General features: G+C 58.5%; 19 protein-coding genes. 14 read left to right on the plus strand and 5 right to left on the minus strand.

The features are described from left to right. The first annotated feature begins 84 nt into the window (after positions 1 to 84). Positions 85 to 858 carry a class I SAM-dependent methyltransferase gene (locus tag FPZ49_RS01515; RefSeq protein ID WP_144842568.1) on the plus strand — a complete coding sequence of 258 codons (774 nt, stop codon included), beginning with the start codon at positions 85 to 87 and terminating at the stop codon, positions 856 to 858. Positions 859 to 1,007: 149 nt separating this feature from the next. Here the strand turns inward: FPZ49_RS01515 and FPZ49_RS01520 are convergent, their stop codons facing one another. Then, positions 1,008 to 1,577: a Uma2 family endonuclease gene (locus tag FPZ49_RS01520; protein ID WP_144842569.1), complete on the minus strand. Its 570-nt coding sequence runs from the start codon at positions 1,575 to 1,577 to the stop codon at positions 1,008 to 1,010. A gap of 256 nt (positions 1,578 to 1,833) precedes the next feature. Here FPZ49_RS01520 and FPZ49_RS01525 point away from each other — a divergent pair, with 256 nt between their 5' ends. Genes FPZ49_RS01525 through FPZ49_RS01540 form a run of 4 tightly spaced genes read left to right on the plus strand, consistent with a single transcriptional unit; the run spans position 1,834 to position 6,661 of the window. Next, positions 1,834 to 2,439 (plus strand): TetR/AcrR family transcriptional regulator, encoded by a 606-nt coding sequence (locus FPZ49_RS01525; RefSeq protein ID WP_144842570.1) that lies wholly within the window; start codon positions 1,834 to 1,836, stop codon positions 2,437 to 2,439. 31 nt (positions 2,440 to 2,470) lie between these two features. Next, a complete protein-coding gene (locus FPZ49_RS01530) occupies positions 2,471 to 3,676 on the plus strand; it encodes an HlyD family secretion protein (RefSeq protein WP_144842571.1) in 1,206 nt (401 codons plus the stop codon). Continuing rightward, positions 3,657 to 4,817: an ABC transporter permease gene (locus tag FPZ49_RS01535; protein WP_144842572.1), complete on the plus strand. Its 1,161-nt coding sequence runs from the start codon at positions 3,657 to 3,659 to the stop codon at positions 4,815 to 4,817. Before FPZ49_RS01530 ends, FPZ49_RS01535 begins: the two co-directional genes overlap by 20 nt. After that, entirely contained in the window at positions 4,814 to 6,661 is a 1,848-nt protein-coding gene (locus FPZ49_RS01540; protein ID WP_144842573.1) for a hypothetical protein, read from the plus strand. Before FPZ49_RS01535 ends, FPZ49_RS01540 begins: the two co-directional genes overlap by 4 nt. 68 nt (positions 6,662 to 6,729) lie before the next feature. Here FPZ49_RS01540 and FPZ49_RS01545 read toward each other — a convergent pair whose 3' ends face one another. Then, entirely contained in the window at positions 6,730 to 7,617 is an 888-nt protein-coding gene (locus FPZ49_RS01545; RefSeq protein WP_144842574.1) for a hypothetical protein, read from the minus strand. A 220-nt stretch (positions 7,618 to 7,837) separates the two neighbouring features. Between FPZ49_RS01545 and FPZ49_RS01550 the strand changes: the two genes are divergently transcribed. Further along, positions 7,838 to 8,707: a DMT family transporter gene (locus FPZ49_RS01550; RefSeq protein ID WP_144842575.1), complete on the plus strand. Its 870-nt coding sequence runs from the start codon at positions 7,838 to 7,840 to the stop codon at positions 8,705 to 8,707. 74 nt (positions 8,708 to 8,781) lie between these two features. On the opposite strand, the gene FPZ49_RS01555 is transcribed toward FPZ49_RS01550, so the two are convergent. Next, a complete protein-coding gene (locus tag FPZ49_RS01555; RefSeq protein ID WP_144842576.1) occupies positions 8,782 to 9,798 on the minus strand; it encodes an electron transfer flavoprotein subunit alpha/FixB family protein in 1,017 nt (338 codons plus the stop codon). A gap of 526 nt (positions 9,799 to 10,324) precedes the next feature. Beyond that, on the minus strand, positions 10,325 to 11,101 hold the full coding sequence (locus FPZ49_RS01560; protein WP_144842577.1) for an electron transfer flavoprotein subunit beta/FixA family protein: 777 nt from the start codon (positions 11,099 to 11,101) through the stop codon (positions 10,325 to 10,327). A 265-nt stretch (positions 11,102 to 11,366) separates the two neighbouring features. On the opposite strand from FPZ49_RS01560, the gene FPZ49_RS01565 reads away from it, so the two are divergent. The 7 genes from FPZ49_RS01565 (at position 11,367) to FPZ49_RS01595 (ending at position 23,326) form a co-directional block, all read left to right on the plus strand. Next, positions 11,367 to 13,526: a (Fe-S)-binding protein gene (locus FPZ49_RS01565; protein WP_144842578.1), complete on the plus strand. Its 2,160-nt coding sequence runs from the start codon at positions 11,367 to 11,369 to the stop codon at positions 13,524 to 13,526. A 60-nt stretch (positions 13,527 to 13,586) separates the two neighbouring features. Further along, positions 13,587 to 15,986, plus strand: a complete 2,400-nt coding sequence (locus tag FPZ49_RS01570; RefSeq protein ID WP_144842640.1) for a 3-hydroxyacyl-CoA dehydrogenase/enoyl-CoA hydratase family protein — start codon at positions 13,587 to 13,589, stop codon at positions 15,984 to 15,986. Between the two features lie 411 nt (positions 15,987 to 16,397). After that, complete coding sequence (locus FPZ49_RS01575) at positions 16,398 to 17,594, plus strand: acetyl-CoA C-acyltransferase (protein WP_144842579.1); 1,197 nt, start codon at positions 16,398 to 16,400, stop codon at positions 17,592 to 17,594. A gap of 194 nt (positions 17,595 to 17,788) precedes the next feature. After that, on the plus strand, positions 17,789 to 19,561 hold the full coding sequence (locus tag FPZ49_RS01580; protein ID WP_144842580.1) for an acyl-CoA dehydrogenase family protein: 1,773 nt from the start codon (positions 17,789 to 17,791) through the stop codon (positions 19,559 to 19,561). A 47-nt stretch (positions 19,562 to 19,608) separates the two neighbouring features. Then, positions 19,609 to 21,303: a long-chain-fatty-acid--CoA ligase gene (locus FPZ49_RS01585; RefSeq protein ID WP_144842581.1), complete on the plus strand. Its 1,695-nt coding sequence runs from the start codon at positions 19,609 to 19,611 to the stop codon at positions 21,301 to 21,303. 67 nt (positions 21,304 to 21,370) lie between these two features. After that, a complete protein-coding gene (locus FPZ49_RS01590) occupies positions 21,371 to 21,697 on the plus strand; it encodes an SCP2 sterol-binding domain-containing protein (RefSeq protein WP_261381195.1) in 327 nt (108 codons plus the stop codon). A gap of 369 nt (positions 21,698 to 22,066) precedes the next feature. Then, complete coding sequence (locus tag FPZ49_RS01595) at positions 22,067 to 23,326, plus strand: sialidase family protein (protein ID WP_186445546.1); 1,260 nt, start codon at positions 22,067 to 22,069, stop codon at positions 23,324 to 23,326. 2 nt (positions 23,327 to 23,328) lie between these two features. Here FPZ49_RS01595 and FPZ49_RS01600 read toward each other — a convergent pair whose 3' ends face one another. Continuing rightward, the gene (locus FPZ49_RS01600; protein ID WP_186445547.1) at positions 23,329 to 24,237 is read right to left on the minus strand and encodes an AraC family transcriptional regulator; all 909 of its coding nucleotides are present in this window, start codon (positions 24,235 to 24,237) and stop codon (positions 23,329 to 23,331) included. 117 nt (positions 24,238 to 24,354) lie between these two features. Between FPZ49_RS01600 and FPZ49_RS01605 the strand changes: the two genes are divergently transcribed. Further along, positions 24,355 to 26,496: a glycoside hydrolase family 31 protein gene (locus FPZ49_RS01605; RefSeq protein ID WP_261381196.1), complete on the plus strand. Its 2,142-nt coding sequence runs from the start codon at positions 24,355 to 24,357 to the stop codon at positions 26,494 to 26,496. The last annotated feature ends 266 nt before the right edge of the window (positions 26,497 to 26,762 follow it).

A 26,762-nucleotide genomic window follows, 5' to 3' on the forward strand; every position in this document is an offset into this window, starting at 1 on the left:
ACAAATAAGAATGGCTGGAATATGATCAAATTGTATCACTTAACAAAATCGGGTTTCATTAAATGAAACGAGGTGGTGCAGGACATGGATATTAAGCAAAAGGTTATGGAGCAGTTTGGCAAGCATGCGCAGGGGTATGTTACGAGTACGTCCCATTCGTCCCGGGAAGATTTGAGTATTTTGGAGGAGTGGGCCGGAGCGGAGCAGCCGGAGCGTGCGCTGGATGTGGCTACCGGAGGCGGTCATGCCGCGAACGTCTTGGCGCCTTTGGTGAAGCAGCTGACTGCGCTGGATTTGACGCCGGAAATTTTGCAGGCGTCCGAAGCATTTTTGAAATCGAAAGGTCATACCGAGGTGCAGTTTGTGCTGGGAGATGCGGAGTCGCTTCCTTTTGCCGATGAGAGCTTTGAGCTGGTGACCTGCCGGATTGCGGCGCATCATTTTCCCAACCCGGATGCCTTTGTTCAAGAGGTGCACAGGGTGCTGTCGCCGCAGGGCTGCTTCCTGTTGTTCGACAATGTCGCTCCCGAGCCGGATGAGCTGGACGTCATCTATAACAAAATCGAGAAGGACCGCGATCCGAGCCACTTCAGAGCTTGGAAAAAGACGGAGTGGATCCGTATGGCGGAGTCGGCTGGATTTTATACCGAGCAGCTGCTGCAGGCTCCGAAGCCGTTTCAATTCGAGTCGTGGTGCGAGCGCATGAGCTTTGCCGGTGAGGATAAGGATGCGCTTGAGCGTTACATGCTGGAGCAAACACCGGAGGTTCGACGGGCGCTTGATGTACAAGAGGAGCAGGGGAAGCTGGTCAGCTTTCAGGGCAGCTATTGTATGATGAAGCTGAGGAAGCTGTGGTAAGGGCTGTTGCGTCACGTTTCATTTGAACTCCCGGAGGTCAGACGGTTCGATTGTAAGGGGAACGCTTTATTTTGAAGATAAAACAAAGAAGTCGGTCACAGGTTCTAACGGAACTTGGGAGCGGCTTCTTGGGCATTTTTCAGCAGGGATTAGTCTGTTGCTTCTTCCGGCGGGAAAATCGTGCTCAGGTCGATGGAGATGCAGGAGAAGCTCGGAGAGGTGAGGGTCTGCTCCTCGGTTAGGGTGTTGATCAGCCGGTAGGTGCCGTTTACGAGCGCGAATTGCTCGACCATGCGGTAGTGGGGATCCGCCAGCCAGTACTCTTTGACGCCATTGGCTTCGTAGAGCGATTTTTTGAGTGTTTTGTCTCTGCGCGAGGTGCTTCTGGACAGGATTTCCACCAGCAGATCGGGAGCACCGAAAATGTAGCCGTCACGGATGATGCCGAGGTTCTCGTTAGCGATGTAAATGACGTCTGGCTGAACGATGTTGTCTTCGTCGAAGTGGACATCTAGCGGTGCTAAATAGATTTTGCCGTTTAGATGGCAGGTGGTATGAATGGAACGGTAAAAATTACCCAAGATGGATTGATGCGCAACCTTAGGCGAGGACAAAAAATCGTACCGCACGCCCCCGATAATCTCATACCGCTCCGGGATATCGTAAGTCCCTTGCTGCTCCTTAATTACTGGCTTCTTCTTAGTGTCCTTGTCGCTCATCAAAATTCCCCCATTCTATGAAAATATTAGTTACTATCTCTATTGTAACATATAGGAATTTTCCATGGATACTCTTGACAGTAATTATTGACCAGGAGTAAAATACCAAACAGAGGAATATTGAACAAACGTTTAAAACAAATGTTCAAAACGGATGTTCAAGGTAAACCCGGGCAAACTAACGGTTGCTGAAAAAGGCAAGCTGCGGGGGCGGGTGCTGTGGCTTTTATTGCACGCTGATAATTGGAGGGGCGATATGAAAGCAGATACGCAGGCCAAGGATGTGAAGCTGAAAATTTTGGATGCGGCGAAGAAGCTGTTTGCGCAAAAAGGGTTCGAGGGCACAACGGTCCGGCAAATTTGCGATGAAGCGGGGGTGGCGCTGGCGCTTGTTTCGTACCATTTTGGCGGGAAGGAAAATGTGTTCTATGCCTTGTTCGAGGCGTTCACGCCGGAGTTTTTGCATAAGGACTATGCGCTCGCGGAGCCGGTAGAGGATTTGCTGTCGCTGATCCGCGATTTCGCACGGTTTCGTTTGGCGGAGCCGGAGCTGATCAACCTGCTGCAGCAAGAGATCATGATGCAGAGCCCGCGATTGGATAAGGTGCAGCCGATCGTTTTTGCCTTGTGGAAGCAGCTGCGCGCCATCTTGCAAGCCGGTAAAGCGACAGGGCAGTTCGAGTACGAATCGCTGAAGCATACGGTTCATTTTGTCGTGGGGGCGCTCATTTTTACACGCAACAGCTCATTCTTCGATCAGCTGCTGCAAGAGGATGGGGTGCAGACGAACGAGGATGAAGAGACGCTGATCCGGTATACGAGCGATTTTATTCTGGGCGGGTTGAGGTACGAGAAGAAGTAACGAGGGGCAACGTGGAGAGGGGACATCAGGGATGAAAAAACAAGTGGCGGCCATTGTGGTATTGGCGTTAGCGCTGAGCGGCGGGGGATGGATGCTTTCGGCGCAGGGGAAGGATGCGGTGACGCTGGCCAGCACGCATAAAGCGAGCATTTTGACGGCGGAGCAGGTGAATGTGTCCTTCCAGGGCGTGGGCGGCAAAATTACCGACCTTCCGGTGAAGGAGGAGCAGACGGTGAAAAAGGGCGACGTGCTCATGACGCTTGACCCGACGGACATCGATCTGCAGCTTCGCAAAGCGCAGGCGGATGTGGACGTGACGGCGCTGAAGATCAAGCAGGCGGAGGACGGCATTCAGGTCGCCGAAGGCAAGCTTGGCAATGCGGTGAAGCAGGCGCAGCTCGGGCTGTCACAGGCGCAGACGCAAGAGGCCCAGGTGGCGGAGGGCGCGCGCGCCGAGGACATCGAGCGTCAGAAGCTGGCGGTCGCCGCAGCGGACGAAGCGTACACGCATGCGCTGAAGCTGTACAATCAGCTGCTGAACACGGAGGAGACATACGATAAGAATCCGTATTCCTACAAGGAGCACCGCGATGCCGTAGAGAACGCACGCAGTCAGGTCACGGCACTGGAGAATGGGAGAAGCCAGCAGCAGGCGGCGTTGACGAAAATGATGAACGGCGCGACGGACAAGGAGCGCAAGCAGGCGGAGCTGCAGACCGGCCGGGCGGAGGCGGTTCTTGAGCAGCAGCAGCTGGCGGAGGGTGACATCGCGAACCAGCGGATCGGTATCGATGCGCTGAATAAGCAGCTGGAGCAGCAGAAGATTTTGCTGGAGTCGCTGAATGTGCAGAAGGACCGGTTTTTACTGCGGGCGCCTGCGGATGGCAAGGTTGTCAAAGTCGTGCCGAAGGTCGGGGAGAATGTCGGATCGGGTACGCCGGTCATTTTGCTCGAAACCGGGAAGCTGTACTTCGATCTGTACGTCGATGAGCGTCAGGTAGGGAAATTCAAGCCGGAGTCGGCGGTGGCGACTCATTTTGCTGCGGTGCCGGATGAGGTGGAAGGCAAGGTGCAGTTCGTTACGGCAGCACCACAATTTGCTGCACTGCGCATGAGCCGGGAGAAGGGAACGGCCGATCTGAACATGTTCCAGGTTCGGGTTTATGTAAACCGCACGGACAAGCTGCTGCCGGGGATGACCGCGGAGGTGCATGTCGATGAAATCGCTGCTCGATGAGTGGAAGTTCGCGCTGGCGAGCAAGTATGTTCCGGCGATTCTGATTGCGCCTTTGCTTATCGCGGCATTGTTCGGGTATATGTTTCAAAACGGTCAAATCAACGAGGCGCCGGTAGCGGTCGTGGATGAGGACAACAGCGCCTACAGCCGCTCGTTCATCGACAAGGTCAACTCCACGCAATATCTCAACGTGATCGATGTGTTTCATGAAGCGATTGCGCCGGAGACGCTGATGGCCAATGAGGAATACATGGCGGTCATTTATTTGCCGCGGGGAATGGAGCAGCTTCGGTTTCAGGGCAAGCAGATTAACGTGGGACTTTTGATCGACAATTCCATGCCTTCGGCGATCGGCAACATTCGCTCGGGAATGCAGGAGCTGATCACCATTGAAAATACGACGTTGTCCGTAGGCAAGCTTAAGGTGCTGGGCATGAGCGATGAAGCGGCGATGGGTATTGCAAGTCCGCTTTCTTTGCAGCAGCGGCTGCTGTTTAATCCGACGTCGGATTTTATCGGGTTCATGGTCATAGGCTTTGTCAATGTCGTGGCACTGGGGATTACGGCGATCGGGGCGGCGTCCATCGTGCCAAGATTGCGACTGGAAGGCAAGCTGGAGGAAGCATTGCGCTCACCTCTTGGGCTATGGCCTCGAGTGCTGCCATACGCCGTTATCTCCTGCATCAGCCTGATGCTGGCGTTCGGCTTGCTGAAGCAGCTTGGCGGGCTGCGTTTTGTCGGTTCGCCGGTGGCGTTCGTCGTGCCGCTGCTATTGTATACGCTGACCGTAACGCTGATGGGCATGGTGGTCGGCTGGACGGCGGCGGATCCGTCGAAGGTGGCGCTGCGCACGTACGCGATTGTGTATCCTTCGTTCATGCTGTCGGGTGTGCAGGTGGCGACGATTATTTTTCCAGGGCCGATTCAGGCGGTGAGTCACGTGCTTCCGCTGACCTGGCTGTTCAAGTTTATCCGGGGCATGGGCTACCGGGGCGGTAAGCTTGCTTATTTTGCTCAAGAGCTGGGCGTGTTTGTGCTTATGATCGGGGTGCTGTCGCTGCTGGTCGGCGGGATGATGCTATGGGAGACACGTCGTGCGAAGGTGAAGCTGAATTCAAAAATGGGAGAGATGGCAGCATGAGAGGTTATAGCAGCATGAAGCATATGGGGAGAGCGGCGCTGGCCGTTGTGTTGTCTGCGGTGCTGGTTGTAGGGGGCAATGCACTGCCAGGGCGGGCATTGGCGGCAGAGGATGCTGCAGGAGCGGCGGTGGTTGCGCAGGTACCATCGGCGAAAAGCTATGCGCTGACCGACAAGCTGCAGGTCGAGGTCAAGAGCCTGCTGAATGAGACGACGAGCGATTGCACGCGTATCGGCATTGTGGTTCGGCTCCGCAGCAGTGCCGCTAAGGTGGCGAAGCTTCCGGATCTTGATGTCCGGGTGAAAACGGCGGACGGCTACGAGTATCCGCTGCAGGCGAGCGTATTCAACGCGCATGCCATTCGTCCGCAAACGACGGAGGAGCTCAGCTACATGGTGACCGTGGATCGACGCGATCCGATCGAGCTGACGGAGCTGACTTGGGTCGATGTCGATTGGTACAGCTATCCGAAGCAGGAGACGGTCCAGCTGGCGATGCCGATTGACGGCGCGGGCTGGACGGGGCCGCTCTCGAACTTTGCTGACGGCGCGGCAGCGGAGCTGGCTTGGGGACAGTCGTTCTCGCTGGCGGCTCCCTTGGAATCGCAGCTGACGTATACGCCGGTTGCAGTCAGCAAGGACAATACCCCGCAGGGACCGGTCACGACGGTGCAGCTGCGGGTCGAGAATCCTTCGGCCACGAAGAAGGAGGCGCTTCCTGATTTTGTGCTGGACGGGAAAGCTGCGGCTGCGTCGGCTGGTGGGCCAGACCGCTCGGTGTTCAGCGGCAAGCGGGTGGAGCAAGGCCCGATTGTGCTGGAGCCGAAGGAGAAGCGGTACATCCATTTTGTCATTCCGACGGAAAAGGATACGGTGCTGAGCGCTGTGAACGTGCTGACGCCGGAGACGTTCCGCCAAATGGATGCCAAAGGCAATGTGACAGCCTCCTCCTATACGGTGGGTCGATTCCACATCGTGCTGCCAGCTGCGGCGGGAGGCATCGCGGCTGCGGAGTTTGCAGCAGCGAAGCTCTACGCTGCGGGAGAGCCGTTCGCGTTCGACCGCTTGTCTGACGCGATTGATCCGAGCATGGACATTTCACTAGCCGAGCTGCATCGGCATGAGAATGAGGGCGAAGGCTATCAGACGGTGATCGCCAAGCTCACGCTGAGCAACAAGGGCGATCTGCCGGTGCCGCTGCCGGCATTCCAGACGAAGCTGCTCACGGCGCAGGGCTTGACCTATTCCGGCAGCCGTCAAGCCGGCACGGTCAGTGAAATTATGCCGAAGACGAACTATGTCGTCAGCTATGCTTTCAACGTACCGACCGGAAGCGAGGATTCGTCATATGTGCTGAAATTGACGGATGCCAAAACCGCGGCACCTGCTGTCACCACGATTGGAGCCTACAAGCTGGAGCTGCAATCGGCGGATTCAGATTCGGTTTTGAATTTGAAGCGGATGGATTTTTATCCGTTTACGGTGAACCTGACCGACTGGGCGATCAGCGGCCGCACGAACATGCCGTCGTCGCTTGCGCCGGGGCCGATCACCTATTCCTATCGTCTGATGCTGTCGATGGATATTGAGCGGGATGAGCGGGTAATGGTGGATCAGAACTTCTCCAAAATGCAGCTGGAGCTCGTCGATCCGACCGGCAAGCAGGTGTCGGTGCGTACGATTTCGTTTACCGGGGTGAACCGGCTGATCAGCGGCAAGCAGTACATCACCTTCGACAATCTGAAGACGGATGAGCAGCTGTACCCGTTGTCTGTGAACATCTATGAAACGATCACGACGGCAACCGGCGAAGCGAAGCGCTTGGTCGGCGTGCTGCAGCAGTAATGAAAAAATCCGCTCGGTGGCTTAGTGGCCATCGGGCGGATTTTTTTGGTTGCTGTTGGGAGGGGCCGCTAACGATTGGTTCGGCTGCCTGGGACGACAACCATTGGATTGATCCAAAAGGGTGAGCCTTTGCGTTGGGCTGTTACTGCTGCTGTCTTTTTGGCGGTCCGATTGACCGTTGGATTGGTGCTGCGAGGCTTGCCGGTGGCGGAGAAGGTTCGATTTTGCTGCTGCGTATTCCACTCGGTGGGAACTGGTTTCGCTGAGCGGTTGGCCTGTTGCATCGGCTGCTTGTGCTGCTTCGGTTGCTCTGCAAACCCTTGGGACACATGCTGCGGTCCATGCGATTTATCCCCAGTGAAATACAACATCCGGGTGACCTGATTATACTCAAGCCAGTGGCTGTCGCTGCTGTTTAAGCCCAGCTTGGCTGCGGCTTGCGAAGGGAGCACGAAGTCCTCATCGAGCTCGTTTTCCGGTACGACCAATCGGAGCTTGAGCGTGGTCGGACCTTTTTTGATTCGGAGCTGGGAAGGAGGGTTTTCTGTTCCTCCCAGCATGCTAAGCAGCGAGTAGCCGATGACGACGCGGTTTTGCCGGTTTTGAGAGCGTTCGATGGTGATCGGGACGTTCACGCGGCTAGTTGGCATCGAGTTGAACATCAGCTGTGCGCTTTCCTCGTCATAGGTCAATCTGTAGCGGGAGCCGTGCTTTAATCCCAGTTTTTTGGCCGTTTCGGGATTCAGCTCCATGTAGTGGAAGGCGCATTCGTCGGCTTTTTCCCGAACAATGGTGATTTGGGGCAGCTCTATGCCGCCGCGCATCAGCGTCACCTCATCCCCTGGCTGCAGGATATGCAGATCGTGGGGAAAGCCATTATAGCAATCTGTTACCAGCACGATCTCCGATGCGCTCACGCTTTTACTTACCCAAAGATCCAAAATTCCTCTTGCCACCGGTTCCACTCCCTCTTCTTTATGTTCTATCTCAGTTCACGACACTCTTCCGTGCTACAGGGTATGTTAGGAACCCGGCTGCCGTCTGTATCGTTGTCCATGGTGAAATGTCACGAATCGGCTGGACTATACCGAGCAAGGGCTAAATGTGCTACGATAGGCTGAAGTGCTGTTTTTGTCGATTATTGCCTGGGAAATGAGTCAAGGGAGGGGATGCTGGATGCGGTGGCTGCCTGTAGTGCTTTTGATTACAGCTACTTTTTTGATGGGATCATCGTTCGTGATTGGAAAAATGGGACTGGCCTACGCGCCTCCGCTTATGCTGACTGCGTACCGGTTTTTGATCGGCGGGGGCTTGCTGCTGGCGGTCGTGCTGTGGAAAATGAAGCGTTGGCCCTCGTTTGCCACGGTCTGGCGAGCGGCCGTGATCGGGGCTTTTCAGACGACGGGGGTGATGGCTTGTATTTTCATCTCCATGAAGACGATCAGCGCGGGGGAAAGCTCGATTTTGACGTTTACGAATCCGATCTTTGTGCTTGTGCTCTCTAGTTTGCTTTTGAAGGAGAGGTACCGGCTGCGGCAATGGTTCGGTGTGCTGCTAGGATTGCTCGGAGTGAGCTTCGTACTTAGCGCGGAGCTGAGTTTTAATTATGGCATGTGGATCGGCCTGCTTTCCGGCATCCTATGGTCGTTCGCAACGCTGCTGGTGAAGCGGTGGGCTGGGCATTTTACCGTGTGGCTGCTGTCGGGGCTGCAAATGACGTTCGGCGGCTTGCTGCTTTGGGGGCTCTCGATCCTTAGCGAGCACGAGCCGGGGCAGTGGAACGCGGTTAGTATCTCGATTTTGCTCTGGCTGGCGATTCCGGGCTCGATTGTTCAGTTCGGGCTCTGGTACATGCTGCTGTCACGGATGGAGCCGTCGCGGGCGTCGTCGTTTCTGTTTTTGGCACCGGTGTTCGGTGTGCTGACTGGAGCTTGGTGGCTGCACGAGCCGCTTGGAGTGGGCAAGCTGGTGGGTGGGCTGATGGTGTTTGCGGGCATTTTTTTGGCGAATTTCAAAGGCGGCGTGGAGCGGGCGGGCGCGGAATGATGTAAGAAACCCTGAGTATACCGGTTACCGGTTGTACTCAGGGTTTTTGGATTTGCGTTTGCCGCTGGGCTAGGTTACCCGAGCGCTTTTTTGAACTCCTCGGTCAGCAGGGGTACGACCTCGAACAGGTCGCCGACGATGCCGTAGTCTGCCACCTGAAAAATTGGCGCGTCCGGGTCCTTGTTGATCGCGACGATGACGCGCGACTGGCTCATCCCCGCCAGATGCTGGATGGCGCCGCTGATGCCGCAGGCGATGTAGAGCTCCGGCGTCACGACCTTGCCGGTCTGGCCGATCTGCAGCGCGTAGTCGCAATAGCCGGCGTCGCAGGCGCCGCGGGAAGCGCCGATAGCTGCGCCCAGCACCTCAGCGAGCTGCTCGAGGGGCTGAAAGCCCTCGGCGCTTTTGACACCGCGGCCGCCGGAGACGATGATTTTGGCTTCCGTCAGGTCGACCTTGCCGGACGTTTTGCGCACGACATCCTTCACCACGGTGCGGAGCGAGGGGGCGGGCGTGAAGTCGATGGAGACGACGGAAGGCGTAGGCGCGTCCGGCTGCTGCGGCTCCACCGGTTCGGCGGGCGGGAGGTTGTTCGGACGAATGGTGACGACCACCGGCTCGGCTGCCGCTGTCCCGGCGGTGAAGTGAAGGGTTTCAAACGCTTTGCCGGCATAGATCGGACGCGTGAAGCGGATATCGCCGCCGCCGTTGTCGCTGTGCTCGATGGCTATGATGTCGGAGATTTGCCCGGCATTCAGGTGTGCGGCCAGCATCGGAGCGAGGTCGCGGCCGATCGCTGTGTGCCCCAGCAGCACCGCGCGGGGCTGCAGCTCTTGCAGCAGCGGCTTCAGCGCGGTGAAGTACGCCTCGGGGTTGTAATGCTCCAGCTCGGCGTGATCGACGAGCTGGATGCTTTGGCAGCCGTAGGGAGCGAGAGCCTCGCCCAGCCAGCCGATGTGCTGGCCTAAGGCGGCGACGCAGACGGCATCGCCTTCGTTTTTGATGCGCTGCGCCGCATGCAGCGCCTCTAGCGTGACCTGCCGCAGCGCGCCGCCTCGCTGCTCGGCGATCACGAGTATCGCTTTGCTCATGGTGCGTGTACCTCCTTTTTGTTGAGTGGTGAGGGAGAGAAAAGCGGCGGAAAAGCCGCTTTGGAGCGTGCTCGAAGGGCCCGGGAGAGCGAATAAAGCGGAAAAGTCGCTTTGGAGCGTGCTCGAAGGGCCCGGGAGAGCGAGAAAAGCGGAAAAGCCGCTTTGGAGCGTGCTCGAAGGGCCCGGGAGAGCGAGTAAAGCGGAGAAGCCGCTTAGGAGCGTGCTCGAGGGGCCCGGGAGAGCGAGAAAAGCGGAAAAGCCGCTTTGGAGCGTGACCGAAGGGCCCGGGAGAGCGAGAAAAGCGGAAAAGCCGCTTTGGAGCGTGCTCGAAGGGCCCGGGAGAGCGAGTAAAGCGGAAAAGCCGCTTTGGAGCGTGCTCGAAGGGCCCTGGAGAGCGAGTAAAGCGGAAAAGCCGCTTTGGAGCGTGCTCGAGGGGTCCTGGAGAGCGAGAAAAGCGGAAAAGCCGCTTTGGAGCGTGACCGAAGGGCCCGGGAGAGCGAGAAAAGCGGAAAAGCCGCTTTGCCGGCTACAGCACCTTCGCCTCCGTGCGCAGCAGGTGCACGAGCTGCGCCGCCTGCGCCTGCGGGTCGCCCGCAAGCCGCTTGCCGGCCCCACGGGCGGAGGGCAGCGCGAGGCTGAGCCGCTCGGTTCGGGCTGCGACGGCCTCCACCGTCAGCCCAAGGTCTTGCAGCGAAAGCCGGTGAAACGGCTTTTTCTTCGCTTTCATAATGCCGGGCAGCGACGGGTACCGCGGCTCGTTCAGGCCCTGCTGCGCGGTGAACACCGCTGGCAGCGTGACCTCCAGCGTCTCCGCATCGCCCTCGGCGTCGCGGAGCACGACGGCGACCCCCGCCGCCGAGTCGATGTCGAGCTGCGTGATCGAGGAGACGTGCGGGAGGCCGAGCAGCCCCGCGACTCGGATCGCCGTCTGCCCGGCGCCTTGGTCGACGGAAAATAAGCCGCCGAGGATCACGTCCGCCTTCGGCAGCCGGCCAAGGGCGGCGGCGATCATCAGCGAGATGCCGCGGCTGTCCGTCAGCGTGCCTTCGCCGCTGATCAGCACCGCCTCGTCGGCGCCCATGGCCAGTGCCGTGCGAAGCGCCTCGGCGGCGCGCTCGGGGCCGACGCTGACGACGGTTACGGTGCCGCCGTGGCGCTCTTTTTGCCGGATCGCCTCTTCCACCGCATACTCATCATACGGGTTAATGATAAATTTGACGCCGTCCTCCGACACTTGCCCGCCGTGTACAGCGACTTTTTCCTCGGTATCGAACGTTTGCTTCAGCAGGACCACGATGTGCATACCACTCGCTCCTTTCCTTAATGCCCACTACTACAAGTCTATTGGAAACCGTCCATGAAAAATGACTCGGAATTTGAGACAGTCATGGACTGCGAATTTCGCTCATAAGTATAAAAGTACATACCAAATGTAAACGCTTTCGGACAAACCTTCCCTTTCCGTCGGTACTGTTGCTTCACACAAGTGATGAGTTCAGAGGTGAGCAGAGCCAGGGCAGCGCAGCAGAGAGCAGCACTTCAGCTTCAGCGAAAGGACGGAGGCGCGGATGTGGCTAAAGGTGAACTTCCTTTTATTTTTAGTGACGCTTGGGTGCGGCGTGTATTGGTTTGCACAGGCGGTGGCGAGACGATGGCTGTACATCCGGCTCGGTCAGCCGAACGATCCCGTCGACGAGGGGGCACGAAGGCAGGGGCTTTCCGACTTTATGAAGCAGGTTTTCGGCCATCGAAAGCTGATGAAGGACCGGCGAAGCGGCTGGATGCATGGGGTTATTTTTTACGGCTTTATTGTGCTGCAGTTCGGCGCGCTAGACGTTATTTACAAAGGACTTTCGGGAGGCGGGACGTTTCCGCTATTCCGGTTTCAAGCGTTCAGCTTGATGCAAGAGCTGACGGTGGCGCTGGTGCTTCTGGCGATGCTGTATGCCGCGTTTCGGCGGTATGTGGAGCAGCTGCCTCGGCTGAAGCGGGGCTGGAAGCCTAGTTTAGTGGTGTTTTTTATCTTCTTTTTGATGCTGTCGGTGCTGCTCTCGCTCACCTTCGACCGCGTCGTGCAAGGGCTGGCGCCGTCGGGATACGCTCCGATTTCGTCGTTTTTGGCCGCCGGGTTTCAGGGCCTGTCGGGGGAAGCGGCGCTGGTGCTATTTTACGTGTGCTGGTGGATGCATTTGCTTATTCTTCTAGCCTTCCTCGTGTACGTTCCCCAGTCGAAGCATTTTCACATCATTTCGGCACCGGTCAATTTGTGGCTGAAGCGGGGAGGCGGCAAGACCCATCCTTTAAAAGCCTTGGATCTGGAAGAGGAGGATACGGAGACGTTCGGTGTCGGCCGGATCGAGGATTTTTCACAAAAGCAGATGCTGGACTTTTACGCCTGCGTGGAATGCGGACGCTGCACGAATGTGTGCCCCGCCTCGAATACGGGGAAGGTGCTGTCGCCGATGCATTTGATCACGAAGCTGAGGGACCATTTGACCGAAAAAGGAGCGGCCGTCACCTCCAAATCGCCTTGGGTGCCTGCGTTCGCCTTTACCGATCATGAACAGGTGCGAGCACATCGTATGGTTGAGGGCATGGAGTGGACCGAAGTACAAGGTTCTTTGATTACGGATATCCGGCCAACGGTGGGGTGGCAGCAGGCCTCCTGGCAAACCCAAACGGAAACGCGCCCCGAGGAGCTCGAGCTGATCGGCGATGTAATGACGGAGGGTGAAATTTGGGCTTGCACGACGTGCCGCAACTGCGAGGATCAATGTCCGGTCGGCAACGAGCACGTGGATAAAATTATCGACCTACGGCGGCATCTCGTGCTGATGCAGGGCAGTGTACCGACGGACGGCCAGCGGGCGATGCAAAATATCGAGCGGCAGAGCAATCCTTGGGGGTTGAACCGGAACGACCGGGCGAACTGGCGCAGCGATTTGGAGGCTCTGGGGATCAACGTGCCCACAGTGAAGGAGAATCCGAAGTTTGACTATTTGCTGTTTGTCGGCTCGATGGGCTCCTACGATCTGCGAAGCCGTAAAATCACGGTCGCGCTAGTGAGGCTGCTTCGGGAAGCTGGCGTCAATTTTGCCATTTTGGGCACCGAGGAAAAAAATTCAGGGGATACCCCGCGCCGAATGGGCAATGAATTTTTGTTTCAGCAGCTGTGCCAGGAGAACATCGAGACGTTTCAAAGATATCGCGTCCGACGCATTGTGACCGCCTGCCCGCATACGTACAATACGCTGAAAAATGAGTATCCGGATTTCGGCCTGAAGGGCGTGGAGGTGCTGCATCATACCGAGCTGCTTGCGAAGCTGCTTGCGGAAGGAAGACTGAAGCCGGAGGCTCGCGTGCGGGAGCGGATCACGTACCACGATTCCTGTTATTTGGGCCGGTACAACGGGGTGTATGAGCAGCCCCGGGATATTTTGCGGGCCATTCCGGGCGTGGAGCTGGTGGAGATGGAGCGCTCCCGCGAAAATGGCATGTGCTGCGGCGCTGGCGGCGGCATGATGTGGATGGAGGAGGCCGGCGGCAAGCGGGTGAACCAAGCGCGTACCGAGCAGGCGCTGCTGACGAAGCCGACGGTCATTTCGAGCGCGTGCCCGTACTGCCTGACGATGATGGAGGACGGGACGAAGCTGAAAAACGTCGAGGATCGCGTTCAAGCGAAGGATGTTGCCGAGCTGCTGGCTCGGTCAGTGTTTGGGGAGGCGTAGGGTGAGTGTTTGAAAAAGAAACTAGGAGCTTTTGGAAGCTGGAGGTGCAAACCAATGAGCATAAGCAAACCTATCCGCAAGGCGGCGGTCATCGGTTCGGGTGTCATGGGCTCGGGGATTGCCGCGCATTTGGCCAATTGCGGGATCGAATGCCTGCTGCTGGATCTGGTGCCGAAGCAGCTAACGGTGGAGGAGACGGCCAAGGGGCTGACGCTGGAGCATCCGGCGGTGCGCAACAGGCTGGCTGCCGGTGCCATTGCAAGGCTGGCGAAGCAGAAGCCGGCGCCGCTCTATGACGATAGCTTTGCGAAGCGGATCACGCCGGGCAATATTAGCGATCATTTGGCGCAGATTGCCGGGGTCGACTGGGTGATCGAGGTCATCGTCGAAAACCAGCAGGCCAAACAGGACCTGCTCGCCCAAATCGAGCTCCATTGGAAGCCGGGAACGTTCGTTACTACGAACACCTCAGGCATTTCGGTGAATGCGATGTCGGCGGGGTGCGGGGAGGCGTTCCGGCGTCATTTTCTGGGCACGCATTTCTTCAACCCGGCCCGCTATATGAAGCTGCTGGAGTTCATTCCTGGCGAGCATACGGACCCGGAGGTGGTGGCGGGGCTGAAGCAGTTTTGCGAAACGCGTCTGGGCAAAACGGTGGTGATCGCCAAGGATACGCCGAATTTTATCGCCAACCGGATCGGCACGTACGGGCTGCTCGTCACGCTGCAGGAGATGGTAGACAACGGCTTCCGCATCGAAGAGGTAGACGCCGTCACCGGGCCTGCCATGGGGCGGCCGAAAAGCGCGACCTTCCGCACGCTCGATCTCGTCGGTCTGGATACATTCATGCATGTGGCGAATAACGTGTTTACGAATGTGAGCGATCCGCAAGAAAAAGCGGTGTTTGACGTCCCGAACGTGCTGAAAACGATGGTCGAGCGCGGCTGGCTCGGGGAAAAAGCGGGGCAGGGCTTCTATTTGAAGCAAAAGGGAGCGGACGGGGGCAGTGTCATTTTGTCGCTGGATTTGGCGGCGATGGCATATGTTCCTCAACGTAAGGTGGCGTCGGTATCACTGGATGCAGCCAAACGCGCCAAAGGTGCGGGGGCACGCACGAAAGCGCTGATCGAAGCGGGGGATAAGTACTCCCTGCTCGCGTGGAACATTTTGAAAAAGGTGCTGCTCTACTCGGCTGACAAGGTGGGGGAAATTGCAGGCTCGATCCATGAGATCGACGAGGCGATGAAGTGGGGCTTTAACTGGGAGCTCGGGCCTTTCGAAACCTGGGACGCGATCGGGCTGGCGAAGTCGGTGGAGCGGATGGAGGCGGAGGGCGATTCCGTGCCGGCTTGGGTGAAGGCGTGGATTGCCGAGGGGCATGCGGCGTTTTATGAGAAGCGGGATGGCGGGCGGTTTTTCGTGCACGACGGGCAGCTTCGCAAGCTGGAGATGCCGCCGGAGGCGATTTCGCTTCGTGAGCTGAAGGAGCAGGGCCGGGTGGTGCGGTCCAACAGCGGCGCGAGCTTGATCGATCTGGGCGACGGGGTCGCGTGCCTGGAGTTCCATTCGCCGAACAATGCGATTGGCGCGGATATTTTGCATATGATCCGGCAGAGTACGGAGGCGGTGCGGGACGGTTTTGACGGGCTGGTGATTGCAAATCAGGGCAAAAATTTTTGCGTCGGCGCGAACCTCGTGATGCTGCTGATGGAGGCGCAGGACGGAGAGTGGGATGAAATTGACGGGATTATCCGGCTGTTTCAAAGCACGATGTACCGCTTGAAGCGGTTCGAGAAGCCGGTAGTGGCGGCGCCCCACCGCATGACGCTGGGCGGGGGCGTGGAGGCGTGCATGCCGGCGGATCAAGTGATCGCTTCCGCGGAGACCTATTACGGGCTCGTCGAGGTCGGCGTGGGCCTGATCCCCGCAGGGGGCGGCTGCAAGGAGCTGGCGCTTAGAGCGAGTCTTAGCGCGACGCATCCGGAAGCGGATATTCAGCCGTATGTGAACCGCGCTTTCGAGACGATCGGCCTCGCGAAGGTGTCAACCAGTGGGCATGACGCGATCCGGATGGGGCTGATGCGGCCCGGCGACCGGGTCGTGACGAATCCGGATCATCAGATCTATGAGGCGAAGCAGGCGGTTTTACGCTTGGTGCAAGCGGGCTACGAGCCGGAGCGCGAGGAGAAGTTCCGCGTGGCGGGCGCCGACGGCAAATCGGTGCTGCTCACCGGCGCGCAGGCGATGCGCCACGGCGGCTACATCAGTGAGCACGATCTGAAGATCGCGGCGAAGCTTGCGCATGTGCTCGCTGGCGGCGATGTCCCGGCGGGGACGCTGGTGACCGAGCAATATTTGCTCGAGCTGGAGCGTGAGGCGTTCCTCAGCCTCTGCGGCGAGCCAAAGACGCAGCAGCGGATGCAGCACATGCTGACGAAGGGCAAGGCGCTGCGGAATTAGGCGGTTGCCGTGAGGGTGCTGGCGAGGGAGTAAAGCGGGATTGCCGCTTTGGAGCGTGCCCGAGGGCCTGGGCGAGAGAGTAAAGCGGGATATCCGCTTTGGAGCGTGCCCGAAGGGCCCGGGAGGGTGAGTAAAGCGGCATATCCGCTTTGGAGTGTGCCCGAAGGGCCCGGGGCGAGTGCGTAAAGCGGGATTGCCGCTTTGGAGCGTGCCCGAGGGACTGGGCGAGTGCGTAAAGCGGGATTGCCGCTTTGGAGTGTGCCCGAAGGGCCCGGGCGAGCGTGTAAAGCGGAATATCCGCTTTGGAGTGTGCCCGAAGGGCCCGGGGCGAGTGAGTAAAGCGGGATTGCCGCTTTGGAGTGTACCCGCTGGCCCAAGGAGAGCGAGTAAAGAAATGTGAGGTGAAACCATATGAGTACAAATCCCAGAGATCCGGTAATCGTGTCGATCGTGCGGACGGCGGTGGGTAAGGCGAAGCGGGGCAGCCTTGCACAGACGCGGGCCGAGGATCTCGGCAAAGCAGTGCTGCAGGCGGCCGTCGATCGGGTGCAAGGACTGCGCAAGGAAGAGGTCGAGGACATCATCATCGGCTGCGCGATGCCGGAGGGGGAGCAGGGGCTCAACTTCGCGCGCATCATGTCGCTATACGCGGGGTTTCCGGTGACGGTGCCGGCGCTGACGGTCAACCGGTTTTGCTCGTCGGGGCTGCAGACGATCGCCATGGCAGCGGAGCGCATACGGCTTGGCGATGCGGATGTGATTATCGCCGGGGGCGTAGAGAGTATGAGCCACGTACCGATGGCCGGCTTCAAGCCGGCGCCCCACCCGTACCTGGCGGAGCATATGCCGCAGGTGTACATGGGCATGGGGCACACGGCGGAGCTGGTAGCGGAGCGCTTCGGCGTCTCGCGCGAGGCGCAGGATCAGTTCGCCGTCAGCTCGCACCGTAAGGCGGCGGAGGCGCTCCGGCAGGGACGGTTCAAGGAGGAGATCGTCCCCTTGACCGTCGCGATGGCGCAGTTTGACGAGCAGCACAGCAAGGTGACGAAGCGCGAGTTCGTCTTCGACACGGATGAAGGCGTACGAGCGGATACAACGGAGCAGGCGCTGAGCCGGCTGCAGCCGGCCTTCAAGCTCGGCGGCACGGTGACGGCGGGCAATGCCTCGCAGATGAGCGATGGAGCGGCGGCGGCGGTCGTCATGAGCCGGGAAAAAGCGGACGCGCTCGGCCTCACGCCGTTGGCCACGTTCCGCGCCTTTGCGCTGGCGGGCGTCGAGCCGGAAATTATGGGCGTCGGCCCGGTGGAGGCCATCCCGAAAGCGCTTCGCAGAGCTGGCCTCACGCTGGACGACATTCAGCTCTTTGAGCTGAACGAGGCGTTCGCATCCCAGTGCCTGCACGTCGTGCGCGCGCTGGAGATCGACGAAACAAAGGTCAATGTCAACGGCGGCGCCATTGCGCTCGGCCACCCGCTCGGCTGCACGGGAGCGAAGCTCGCTACTACGCTGATCCATGAGCTGCGCCGCAGAGGCGGTGGATACGGCGTCGTGTCGATGTGTATCGGCGGCGGAATGGGGGCAGCGGGCGTATTCGAGGTTCATAGCTAACATTGCTTACATTCGATGTAACGAGCATAACCAATAGCTGCCTTCCGAGCGCCTAATGTTGTTCAAAATCGGGGAGTGCAGCCAATAGTTGCTTCAAAAGCAGCTAGTACATGAAGCGTGCTTCAAATCCGTCCATCAGCACGCTTTTGCACCCGCAGCCAAGCCATCGTCAACGAAGAAGGGAGAGGATCGGGATGAGCCGCATCACAGGCGGAAGCTTCATCATAGAGGAGATCGACTGTCAGCAGGTGTTCACACCGGAGGATTTCACCGAGGAGCAGCGGATGATCGCTCAGACGACCGTCGATTTTGTTACCGGGGAGGTCGCTCCGCACGATGAAGCCATCGAAAAGCTAAACTACGAGCTGACGGTCGAGCTGCTCCACAAGGCTGGAGAGCTGGGCCTGCTCGGCGCGGATGTGCCGGAGGCGTATGGGGGCCTCGGCCTCGACAAAATCAGTTCGACGCTCATCGGCGAGAAGCTGTCGAAGGCGTCATCGTTCGCGCTCACTATCGGCGCGCATGTTGGCATCGGCACGCTGCCGATCGTCTACTTCGGCTCCGAGGAGCAGAAGCGGCGCTACCTGCCTAGGCTGGCGACCGGCGAGCTTATCGCCGCCTACTGCCTGACGGAGCCGTCCTCCGGGTCGGATGCGCTGGGCGCCAAAACGACCGCACGGCTGACGGAGGATGGGCAGCATTATATTTTGAACGGGGCAAAGCAGTTTATTACGAATGCGGGGTTTGCTGACGTATTTATCGTGTATGCAAAAGTAAACGGCACCGACTTCAGTACCTTCATTGTCGAGCGAACGATGGAGGGCGTGAGCGTCGGCCCCGAGGAGAAAAAAATGGGCATCAAGGGCTCCTCGACCCGCCCCCTCATTCTCGAGGATGTGAAGGTGCCCGTCGGAAACCTCCTTTGGGAAGCGGGCAAAGGCCATCTGATCGCCTTCAACATCCTGAACATCGGCCGTTACAAGCTGGCGGCGGGCTGCCTCGGGGCCTCCAAGGATGCCATAGAGCTGGCCTCGGAATATGCCAATACAAGAAAGCAGTTCGGGCGCCCCATCTCGTCGTTTCCGCTCATCGGCCGCAAGCTCGCGGACATGAATATCCGCACCTTCGTGCTGGAGAGTATGGTGTACCGTACGGGGGGGCTATTTGAAGACGGCCTGAGCGGCTTGGATCATACCGGTCCGCAGATCGGCGTCCAATCGGCCAAAGCGATCGCGGAATTTGCCATTGAATGCTCAATCAACAAGGTGTTTGGCTCGGAAACACTCAGCTTCGCGGTCGATGAGGGCGTTCAAATTCACGGCGGCTACGGCTTCATCCAAGAGTACAAAATCGAGCGCATGTACCGTGATTCGCGGATCAACCGGATTTTTGAGGGGACCAATGAAATCAACCGGCTGCTCATTCCCGGCACGCTGTTCAAACGGGCGCTCAAAGGCGAGCTGCCGCTCATGCAAAAGGCGGTGGCGCTGCAATCGGAGCTGATGGAGCTGATGCCGGCGGGGCAAACGTTCGACGGACCGCTGGAGCAGGAGGCGCATCTCCTCGCCATGACCAAAAAAATATTTCTCATGGTCGGGGCGCAGGCGGTTCAAAGCTACCAGATGGCGCTGGAGCAGGAACAAGAAATTCTCGCCATCCTGGCCGATCTGATGATTGCCGTGTATGCCATGGAAAGCGCGCTGCTCCGCACGCAAAAGCTCCTCGCCGCCGTCGGGGAAGCGAAGGCGCTTAACGCCATACAGATGACAACAGCATACATCCATGACACGTTTACCAGTGTGGAGGCGTGGGCCAAAGAGGCGCTGTGCGCGATGGAGACCGGCGATGTGCTGCGCACCCAGCTCTCGATTCTCAAAAAGCTGACGCGAACCGTCCCCGTCGACCGCATCGCCCTCAAAAAAACGATCGCCGCCCGAGTCATCGAAGCTGAGAAGTACGTCGTTTAGCGCCTGCTAGCTGTGCATCCTACAACAGGAGAATCGGGGTGGTCGTGATGGCCGATAAACCGTGGATCAAGCATTATCCCAGTGAGGTACCGCTGACCTATGATTACCCGAAACGGAATTTGGCCCATTTGTTAACGGATTCTGCCGCAGCTTACCCGAACCAGCTGGCTATCGATTTTTTAGGGAAAAAAATGACCTACCAGCAGCTCCACGAATCGTCCTGCCGCTTTGCCCAGGCCCTGAAGCATCTGGGGGTGAGTAAAGGGGACCGCGTCGCCATTATGCTTCCGAACTGCCCGCAGACGGTGATCGCATATTTCAGTATCCTGATGATCGGAGGGATTGTCGTGATGACGAACCCGCTCTACACGCCTCGCGAGCTCGAGCACCAGCTGAAGGATGCCGGGGTGAAGGTGATGGTGACGCTGGATTTGCTTTTTGAGCGCGTCTCCAAGGTGGTTCAGCCGACCGGCATTCGCCAGCTGATCGTCACTTCGATAAAGGATTACCTGCCGTTTCCGTCCAATCTTTTGTACCCGCTGAAAGCGAAAAGGGATGGCGTGAAGCGTGACGTGGTGTATGGCGACGGCGTGTATGCCTTTACCAAGCTGCTTAGCCGGTTTGAGCCTGTTCCTTGTCTGGAGGAGGTCGATGCGGAGCGGGATTTGGCGGCGATTCAATATACGGGCGGGACGACTGGGGTTGCCAAAGGGGTCATGCTGACCCACTATAACCTCGTGGCCAATACGATTCAAAACCGGCTTTGGAGCTACCGCTTGAAGCAGGCGGGGGAGGTGTACTTGGTTGCGCTTCCGTTTTTCCACGTGTTTGGGCTGACGGTGCTGCTCAATCAAGGGGTGTATTTGGCGTCGAAGCTGGTGCTCCTTCCGCGGTTCGAGATCGGGCAGCTGCTGGAAACCATTCGCCGGACGAAGCCAACGATGTTCCCCGGCGCACCGACGATGTACATCGCGATGATTCATCATCCGGAGATCGATGAGTACGATTTGTCTTCCCTAAAGGTATGCGTCAGCGGTGCGGCTCCCCTGCCTCTGGAGGTGCAGCAGCGATTTGAAGCCCTGTCGGGCAGCCGGCTCATCGAAGGCTATGGGCTGACGGAAGCGTCGCCGGTTACGCATGTCAACAACATTTGGGAGCTGCGCAAAAGCAGCTCGATCGGCATTCCCTATCCGGACACTGACGCGCGTGTGGTGGATGCGGAGACGGGGGAGGAGTTGCCTGTCGGCGAGGTCGGGGAGCTGACGGTGCGCGGCCCGCAGGTGATGATGGGCTACTGGAACCGGCCCGAGGAGACGGCTAAGACGGTGAAGGACGGATGGCTGTATACGGGTGATATGGCGCGGATGGATGAGGACGGTTTTTTTTACATTGTGGATCGGCGCAAGGATTTAATCATTGCAGGAGGGTACAATATTTATCCGCGTGAGGTGGAGGAGGTGCTGTTCGAGCATCCGGAGGTGGAGGAGGCCGCCGTGGCCGGAGTGAAGGATGCATACCGGGGGGAAACCGTGAAGGCGTACATCGTGCTGAAAAAAGACAGCGACGCCGATAGCGAGGAGCTGGGGCAATGGTGCCGGGAGCGATTGGCGGCTTATAAGGTGCCCCGGATTTACGAGTTCCGAGACAGCCTGCCGAAGTCGATGGTGGGCAAGGTGCTTCGGCGGAAGCTGCTGGAGGAGGAGGCGGAGCGGGCGAAGGAGGATGCGCCGGATTCGTCTTGATTTGGAGAACAGGAGTAGCTCAAGGATCGCGCATCATCGATCAAGTACCTAGCGAGGCGAGGTGAGTATGATGAGCATACGTGACGAATTTGAGCATATTATCGCTCGAATGAACGCCAATCCGGATCCGATCCGATCGCTGCAGGCGGTTTATCAGTTTAAGCTGGGGGAGGGCCAGTTTTTGCAGGTGAAGTTCCATTCCGGGCAGGTGGAGCTGTTCGACGGGACGCCTCTGAGGGCGGAGTGCCGCATTATTCTTAGTGAGCAAACGCTGCGGAAGCTGATCAACGATCAGCTGAATGCGGTCGCGGCCTATATGTCGGGGGCGCTGAAGGTGGAGGGGAAGCTGAGCCTGGCGTTCAAGCTGTCGGAGGTGCTGAAGGCTTATATTTGATTACAGGTGCAGCCTGCTTCTTGTACGTTGAGAGGCGGGCTTGTTTGCATTAGGGGCTGTCCGGGAATCGGCGGGATCGAGTTCGCTGAGGAACGGCCTTTTTGTCGTGGGTATGAGGGGGACGAGCTATTAAAAATCCTTATTGACAGCGCTTACAAATGGCGTATAATAATGGTATTAAAGGTCAGAAAAGGGTTAGAAAGTGTGAGTCATCAGCTCCCCGCATTGACTTTACTAGGAGGTGAGGCATCTAGCGAAACGTTTGCGCCAGTGCTGCAGGAAGCTAGGCTAATGCGGTGCTGCATCATTTTTCAACGGATTTGAGAAATGCTGCCTACTCACTATGGATATGTCGAAGGGAGATTTGTAATGAAAAAGACCATCGCCGTACTATGCACCCTCGTTTGCTCGCTGCTCGTTTTGCTTCAAACTGCGTTTGCTACCAGCGCCACCGTGGCGACGAGCGAGGATTATCGCGCCCTGGGCTATCCGGATGGACGGAAGCTCGTGCGGGATTCCGCCGGCAACGAATATATGGCCTACCGTAAAAAAGACAGCGTCAGCGGTCTATACCAAGTCTACGTCTCTAAATCGACCAACGGCGGCACGACCTGGGCGGACACGAACGGCGGCAAGCCGATCAGCACCGTGACGGGCGGAGACCATCAGCGGGTGCCTTCGATTGCCATCGATTCGCACAATACGCTGCATGTCGTCTGGTACGGAACCGACAGTACCTATAACGGCACCGACGAGCGTCAGATCAAGTACAGCAACTCGACGGACGGCGGCGCAACGTGGACGGCGTGGAGAAACATCGCCCCAGTCTCCGGCTACTCCGGTCAAGTGTACTGGGAGGAGCATCCGGTCATTTATATCGATGGCACAGACAATATTTACATCGTGTGGGAGGGGCAGGACAGCACCTACTCCACGAACCAGCAGACGAAATTCATCAAGTCGACGGACGGCGGCGCCACCTTCACCGCCTGGAAAAACGTCTATGCTGGAGGTACTGCAACGAACCAGTCTAGGCCAACGATTGTCGTGGATTCCACGGGCAAAATTTTCGTCATCGCCTATGGCAACTACAGCGGCACGCAAAATATCATCGTCTCGACGTCCACGGACGGCGGCAGCACGTTCAGCAACTGGTCGGCGGTCAGTGCATCGACGTTCGAGCAGCGCCATCCAAGCGCAGCGATCGATTCCGGCGATAAAATCCATCTCGTTTGGCGCGAAGCCGATTCCTCCGGCAAAACGGTGATCCGCTACTCGAAGTACATCAGCGGCGCCTTCTCCGCTCCGGTGTCGATCTCGCCATCGGCGGGGTACTATCAGTTTTTCCCGAGTATCTCCAACTACAGCGGCAACCAGTATGTCGTGTGGACGGAGACGACGGATGCGTCGGGCTACCCTTCGGAAAATCCGGCGACCGGCAAAGTCGTCTATGCCGTGAAGCTGAGCGGAACGACGACGTGGACCAAGTCGGATTTGACCACCTATGGCACCAACGCGTGGGCCAGCATTCGCTGGTCGTCGCACCGCATGAACGGCGGCACAGTGGATATCGTGTATTCCTCCGGCTCGGCCAGCCCTTACAGCTTGAAGTACATGACGCTGCCGTAAGGTTAGGTGGCGGTGTAAGAAGTCTCGCGGATTCGTCTGCGGTATTGATTCGGCGATTCGTCCATATGCGCGGAAAATTGCCTTGAAAAATAATGCACGGAAGCAAAGCCGAGCTTTTCAGCGATGTGCGTAACCGACAGGTTCGTCTCGCGGAGCTCGGTTTTTGCTTGCTCCAGCCGGCAGCGCATGAAGTACTGCTGGGGGCTGTCGCCGGTTTCTTTGCGAAACAGCTCGTACACGTATGCTTCGCTCAGGTTCAGGGTAGCCGCCCATTCGGCCGGTCGAAACACATCGGTTAGATGGGTTTGCATCCAAGTGATGATGGTGCGAATACGCGGATCGTTCGGCTCGAAAGGGTGAGCCAAGAAATGTACAAATCCGGTGAGGAACGCTTCGAACAGCGACCGCAGCCGGATGGGGGCGGTAGCCTCTACGGATTCGAACTCCCGGATGACAGAAAGGTAAGCGTCGAGCCATTCGGCTTGGGCGGGAACGACGATTTTGGCTGGAAAAACGAGCGTGGGAGGCGTTGTAAAACGAACCTTGTCCACGCTGAGCTCGGGATCGTAGGCTTCGAACCGGTACTCGTTGAGCCGTTTGTCGCCTTTGAGCTTGGGCGTTGTGCTCCAGAGCAAATCGACGTATACAGAGGCGTGAACCATTGGGTCCTGGCTGTCTGCGGCGAAGCTGTGCACCGTACCCGGCTCGATGTAGAACAGGTCGTGCGGCTCTGCCCGGTGCTCGCTTTGGCCGATCGTCAGCATGCCTCGTCCGCTTTTGATATAGATGAACGTATGCGCGTAGGGGAGTCGGGGGCCGATTTTGGCCCGGGGACGGAAGGGATACACATCCGCGCCCAGTACGCGGGATCGGATGTCGTGAAAAGCAATGTGCTGAATTTGCATGGGCATGTTTGGTGTAACTCCTCGCAGGAAACTATCCTTGAATCGTGCAAAAAGTATACCACAGGCTAAAGCCAGTTTCAGCCTCTTTTTGGTAAGATGGATCTTATGGAACAGGAGGAGAGGATGAACGACATGAGCACGCTGCAGTGGATCGAGCATTTGCCTGGGATTTGGAAGACGACGGCGGGATCGCCGCAAGGGTTGACACCGCTCAACTTGATGGGACGCGAGCCGAAAAAGGACGCGCTGGCACGGATGGGGGAGCGCGCGCTGCCAGAGGAGGCGGCACAGGCGCAGCTGGAGCAAAAACCGCGCAGTGCTGTGCTTAGCCTTCCGCTGTCTGCCGAGGAGAAGCTGTATGGCCTCGGGCTGCAGTTCATGAAGCTGAATCAGCGCGGGCGGACACGGTTTTTGCGTGTGAACAGCGATCCGAAGCAGGACACGGGGGAAAGCCATGCGCCGGTGCCGTTTGTCGTATCGGACAAGGGGTATGGGATTTTGATCGATACGTCGCGGATTGTGACGGCGCATTTGGGCTCCACCGTCCGGCTCGCCGAGACGAGAGAAGCGCAGGCGATCGACCGGAACAATCAGCGCAAGGAGTGGAAGGCGACGCTGGTGTCCGAGCGGATGGAGCTGGTGCTGCCGCCTGAAGGCGCGGAGGTGTATGTGATTGCGGGAGAGAATGCCCTCGAGGTCGTGCAGCGGTATAACCTGCTGTGCGGCGGCGGAGCGCTTCCCCCGCGCTGGGGGCTCGGCTTCTGGCACCGGGTGCCGACGCTGTTCACGGACCGCCAGGTAGTGGAGGAGGCGCTCGAATACCGCAAGCGCGAATTCCCCTGCGATGTGATTGGGCTGGAGCCGGGCTGGCACAGCAAAAGCTACCCTGTCACCTACGAATGGTACGAGGGGCGCTATCCTAATCCGACGGCGTTCATCGAGGAGCTGGAGCAAAACGGGTTTAAGGTGAATTTGTGGGAGCATCCGTACGTTTCGCCGGAGGCTGGGATCTATGAAGCCTTGCGTCCGTTGTCGGGCACGCACTCCGTGTGGGGCGGCTTGGCTCCGGATTATTCGCTCGAAGCTGCGCAGTCCGTTTACAAGGAGCAGCATCGGCGGGAGCATGTGGAGCTCGGAGTGTCGGGCTACAAGCTCGATGAGTGCGACGGCAGTGAATTGACGAACAACTCGTGGATGTTCCCGGCGCACGCCGAGTTTCCATCCGGCTATGATGGGGAGCAGATGCGGCAGCTGTACGGTCTAATGTTCCAAAAAATGACCGCTGAGCTGTACCAGGAAGCGGGCCGGCGCACTTATGGCTTGGTTCGTGCCTCCGGTGCGGGTGCATCCTCGCTGCCTTATGTGCTGTACTCGGATTTGTACGACCACAAGCAGTTTATTCGCGCGCTCTGCAACGCTTCGTTCAGCGGCCTCTTGTGGACGCCGGAGGTGCGCAAGGCCAAGGACGCTGAGGACTGGGTGCGCCGGATGCAGGCCGTGTGCTTCTCGCCGATGGCGATGCTCAATGCCTGGGGCGACGGCACGAAGCCGTGGAGCTTCCCCGAGGTGGAGCACATCGTGCGGCACTACATTCAGCTGCGCATGCGGCTGCTGCCGTATCTGTACAGCGCGTTTGCGCGGTACAGCCAAGACGGCACGCCGCCGTTTCGCGCGATGCCGCTGGTGAGCGATGGCGAGGGACGAGGCGGAGCTGGGGGTGTCGCTTCGGCTGCAGTGAAGGGCGAGGCGGTCGACACCGTCGACGCCGCGTACGGCGGCAGCAAGAAGCGGGAGTGGGACGACCAGTTCATGGTCGGCGATGATCTGCTCGTCGCGCCGCTGTTTGCGGGCGAGACGGAGCGGGACGTGTACCTGCCGCACGGCCGCTGGTACGGGTTGGAAAGCGGCGAAGCCTACGAAGGCGGAGGCGTCATTCGCGTCGCTCCAGGGCTGGAGCGGATTCCGGTGTTTGTGCGCGATGGAGCGATTCTGCCGCTGACGCCGTGGAGGCCGCACGCGCCGCGGGCTGGGGAGCAGATGCCGCTGGAGCTGTGCCATTTTGGCGAAGCGGCGGGAGCTTGCGAGCTGTACGATGACGATGGTGTCAGCTTTGCTTACGAGCGGGGCGAGTCCGTTTGGCGCAGCATCGAAGTGAAGCGTGCCGCCGGCGGAGCGTGGGAAGGGCACATCAGTGGGCATGAGGCCGCGTTCCCTTCGACCTTTAGCGAGGTGCGCTGGCATTTTGGCCTGAGGAAGCTGCCATAAAATTGTTGAAATCCCGCCTGACCTGTTTTTGGAGGTCGGCGGGATTTTTGTGTTGAAATCCGCGTTGCGGCGTGCGAAGCGAGGTGAAAGTGAGCAGCAGAGCGGAAAATCCGCGTTGCGGCGTGCGATGTGAGGTGAGAGCGAGCAGCAGAGCGGAAAATCCGCGTTGCGGCGTTCGATGTGAGGTGAAAGTGAGCAGCAGAGCGGAAAAACCGCATTACAGTGTGCGATGTAAGGTGAGAGCGAGCAGCAGAGCGGAAAATCCG

This window comes from Paenibacillus cremeus (assembly GCF_007786445.1).
Taxonomy (GTDB): Bacteria; Bacillota; Bacilli; order Paenibacillales; family NBRC-103111; genus Paenibacillus_G; species Paenibacillus_G cremeus.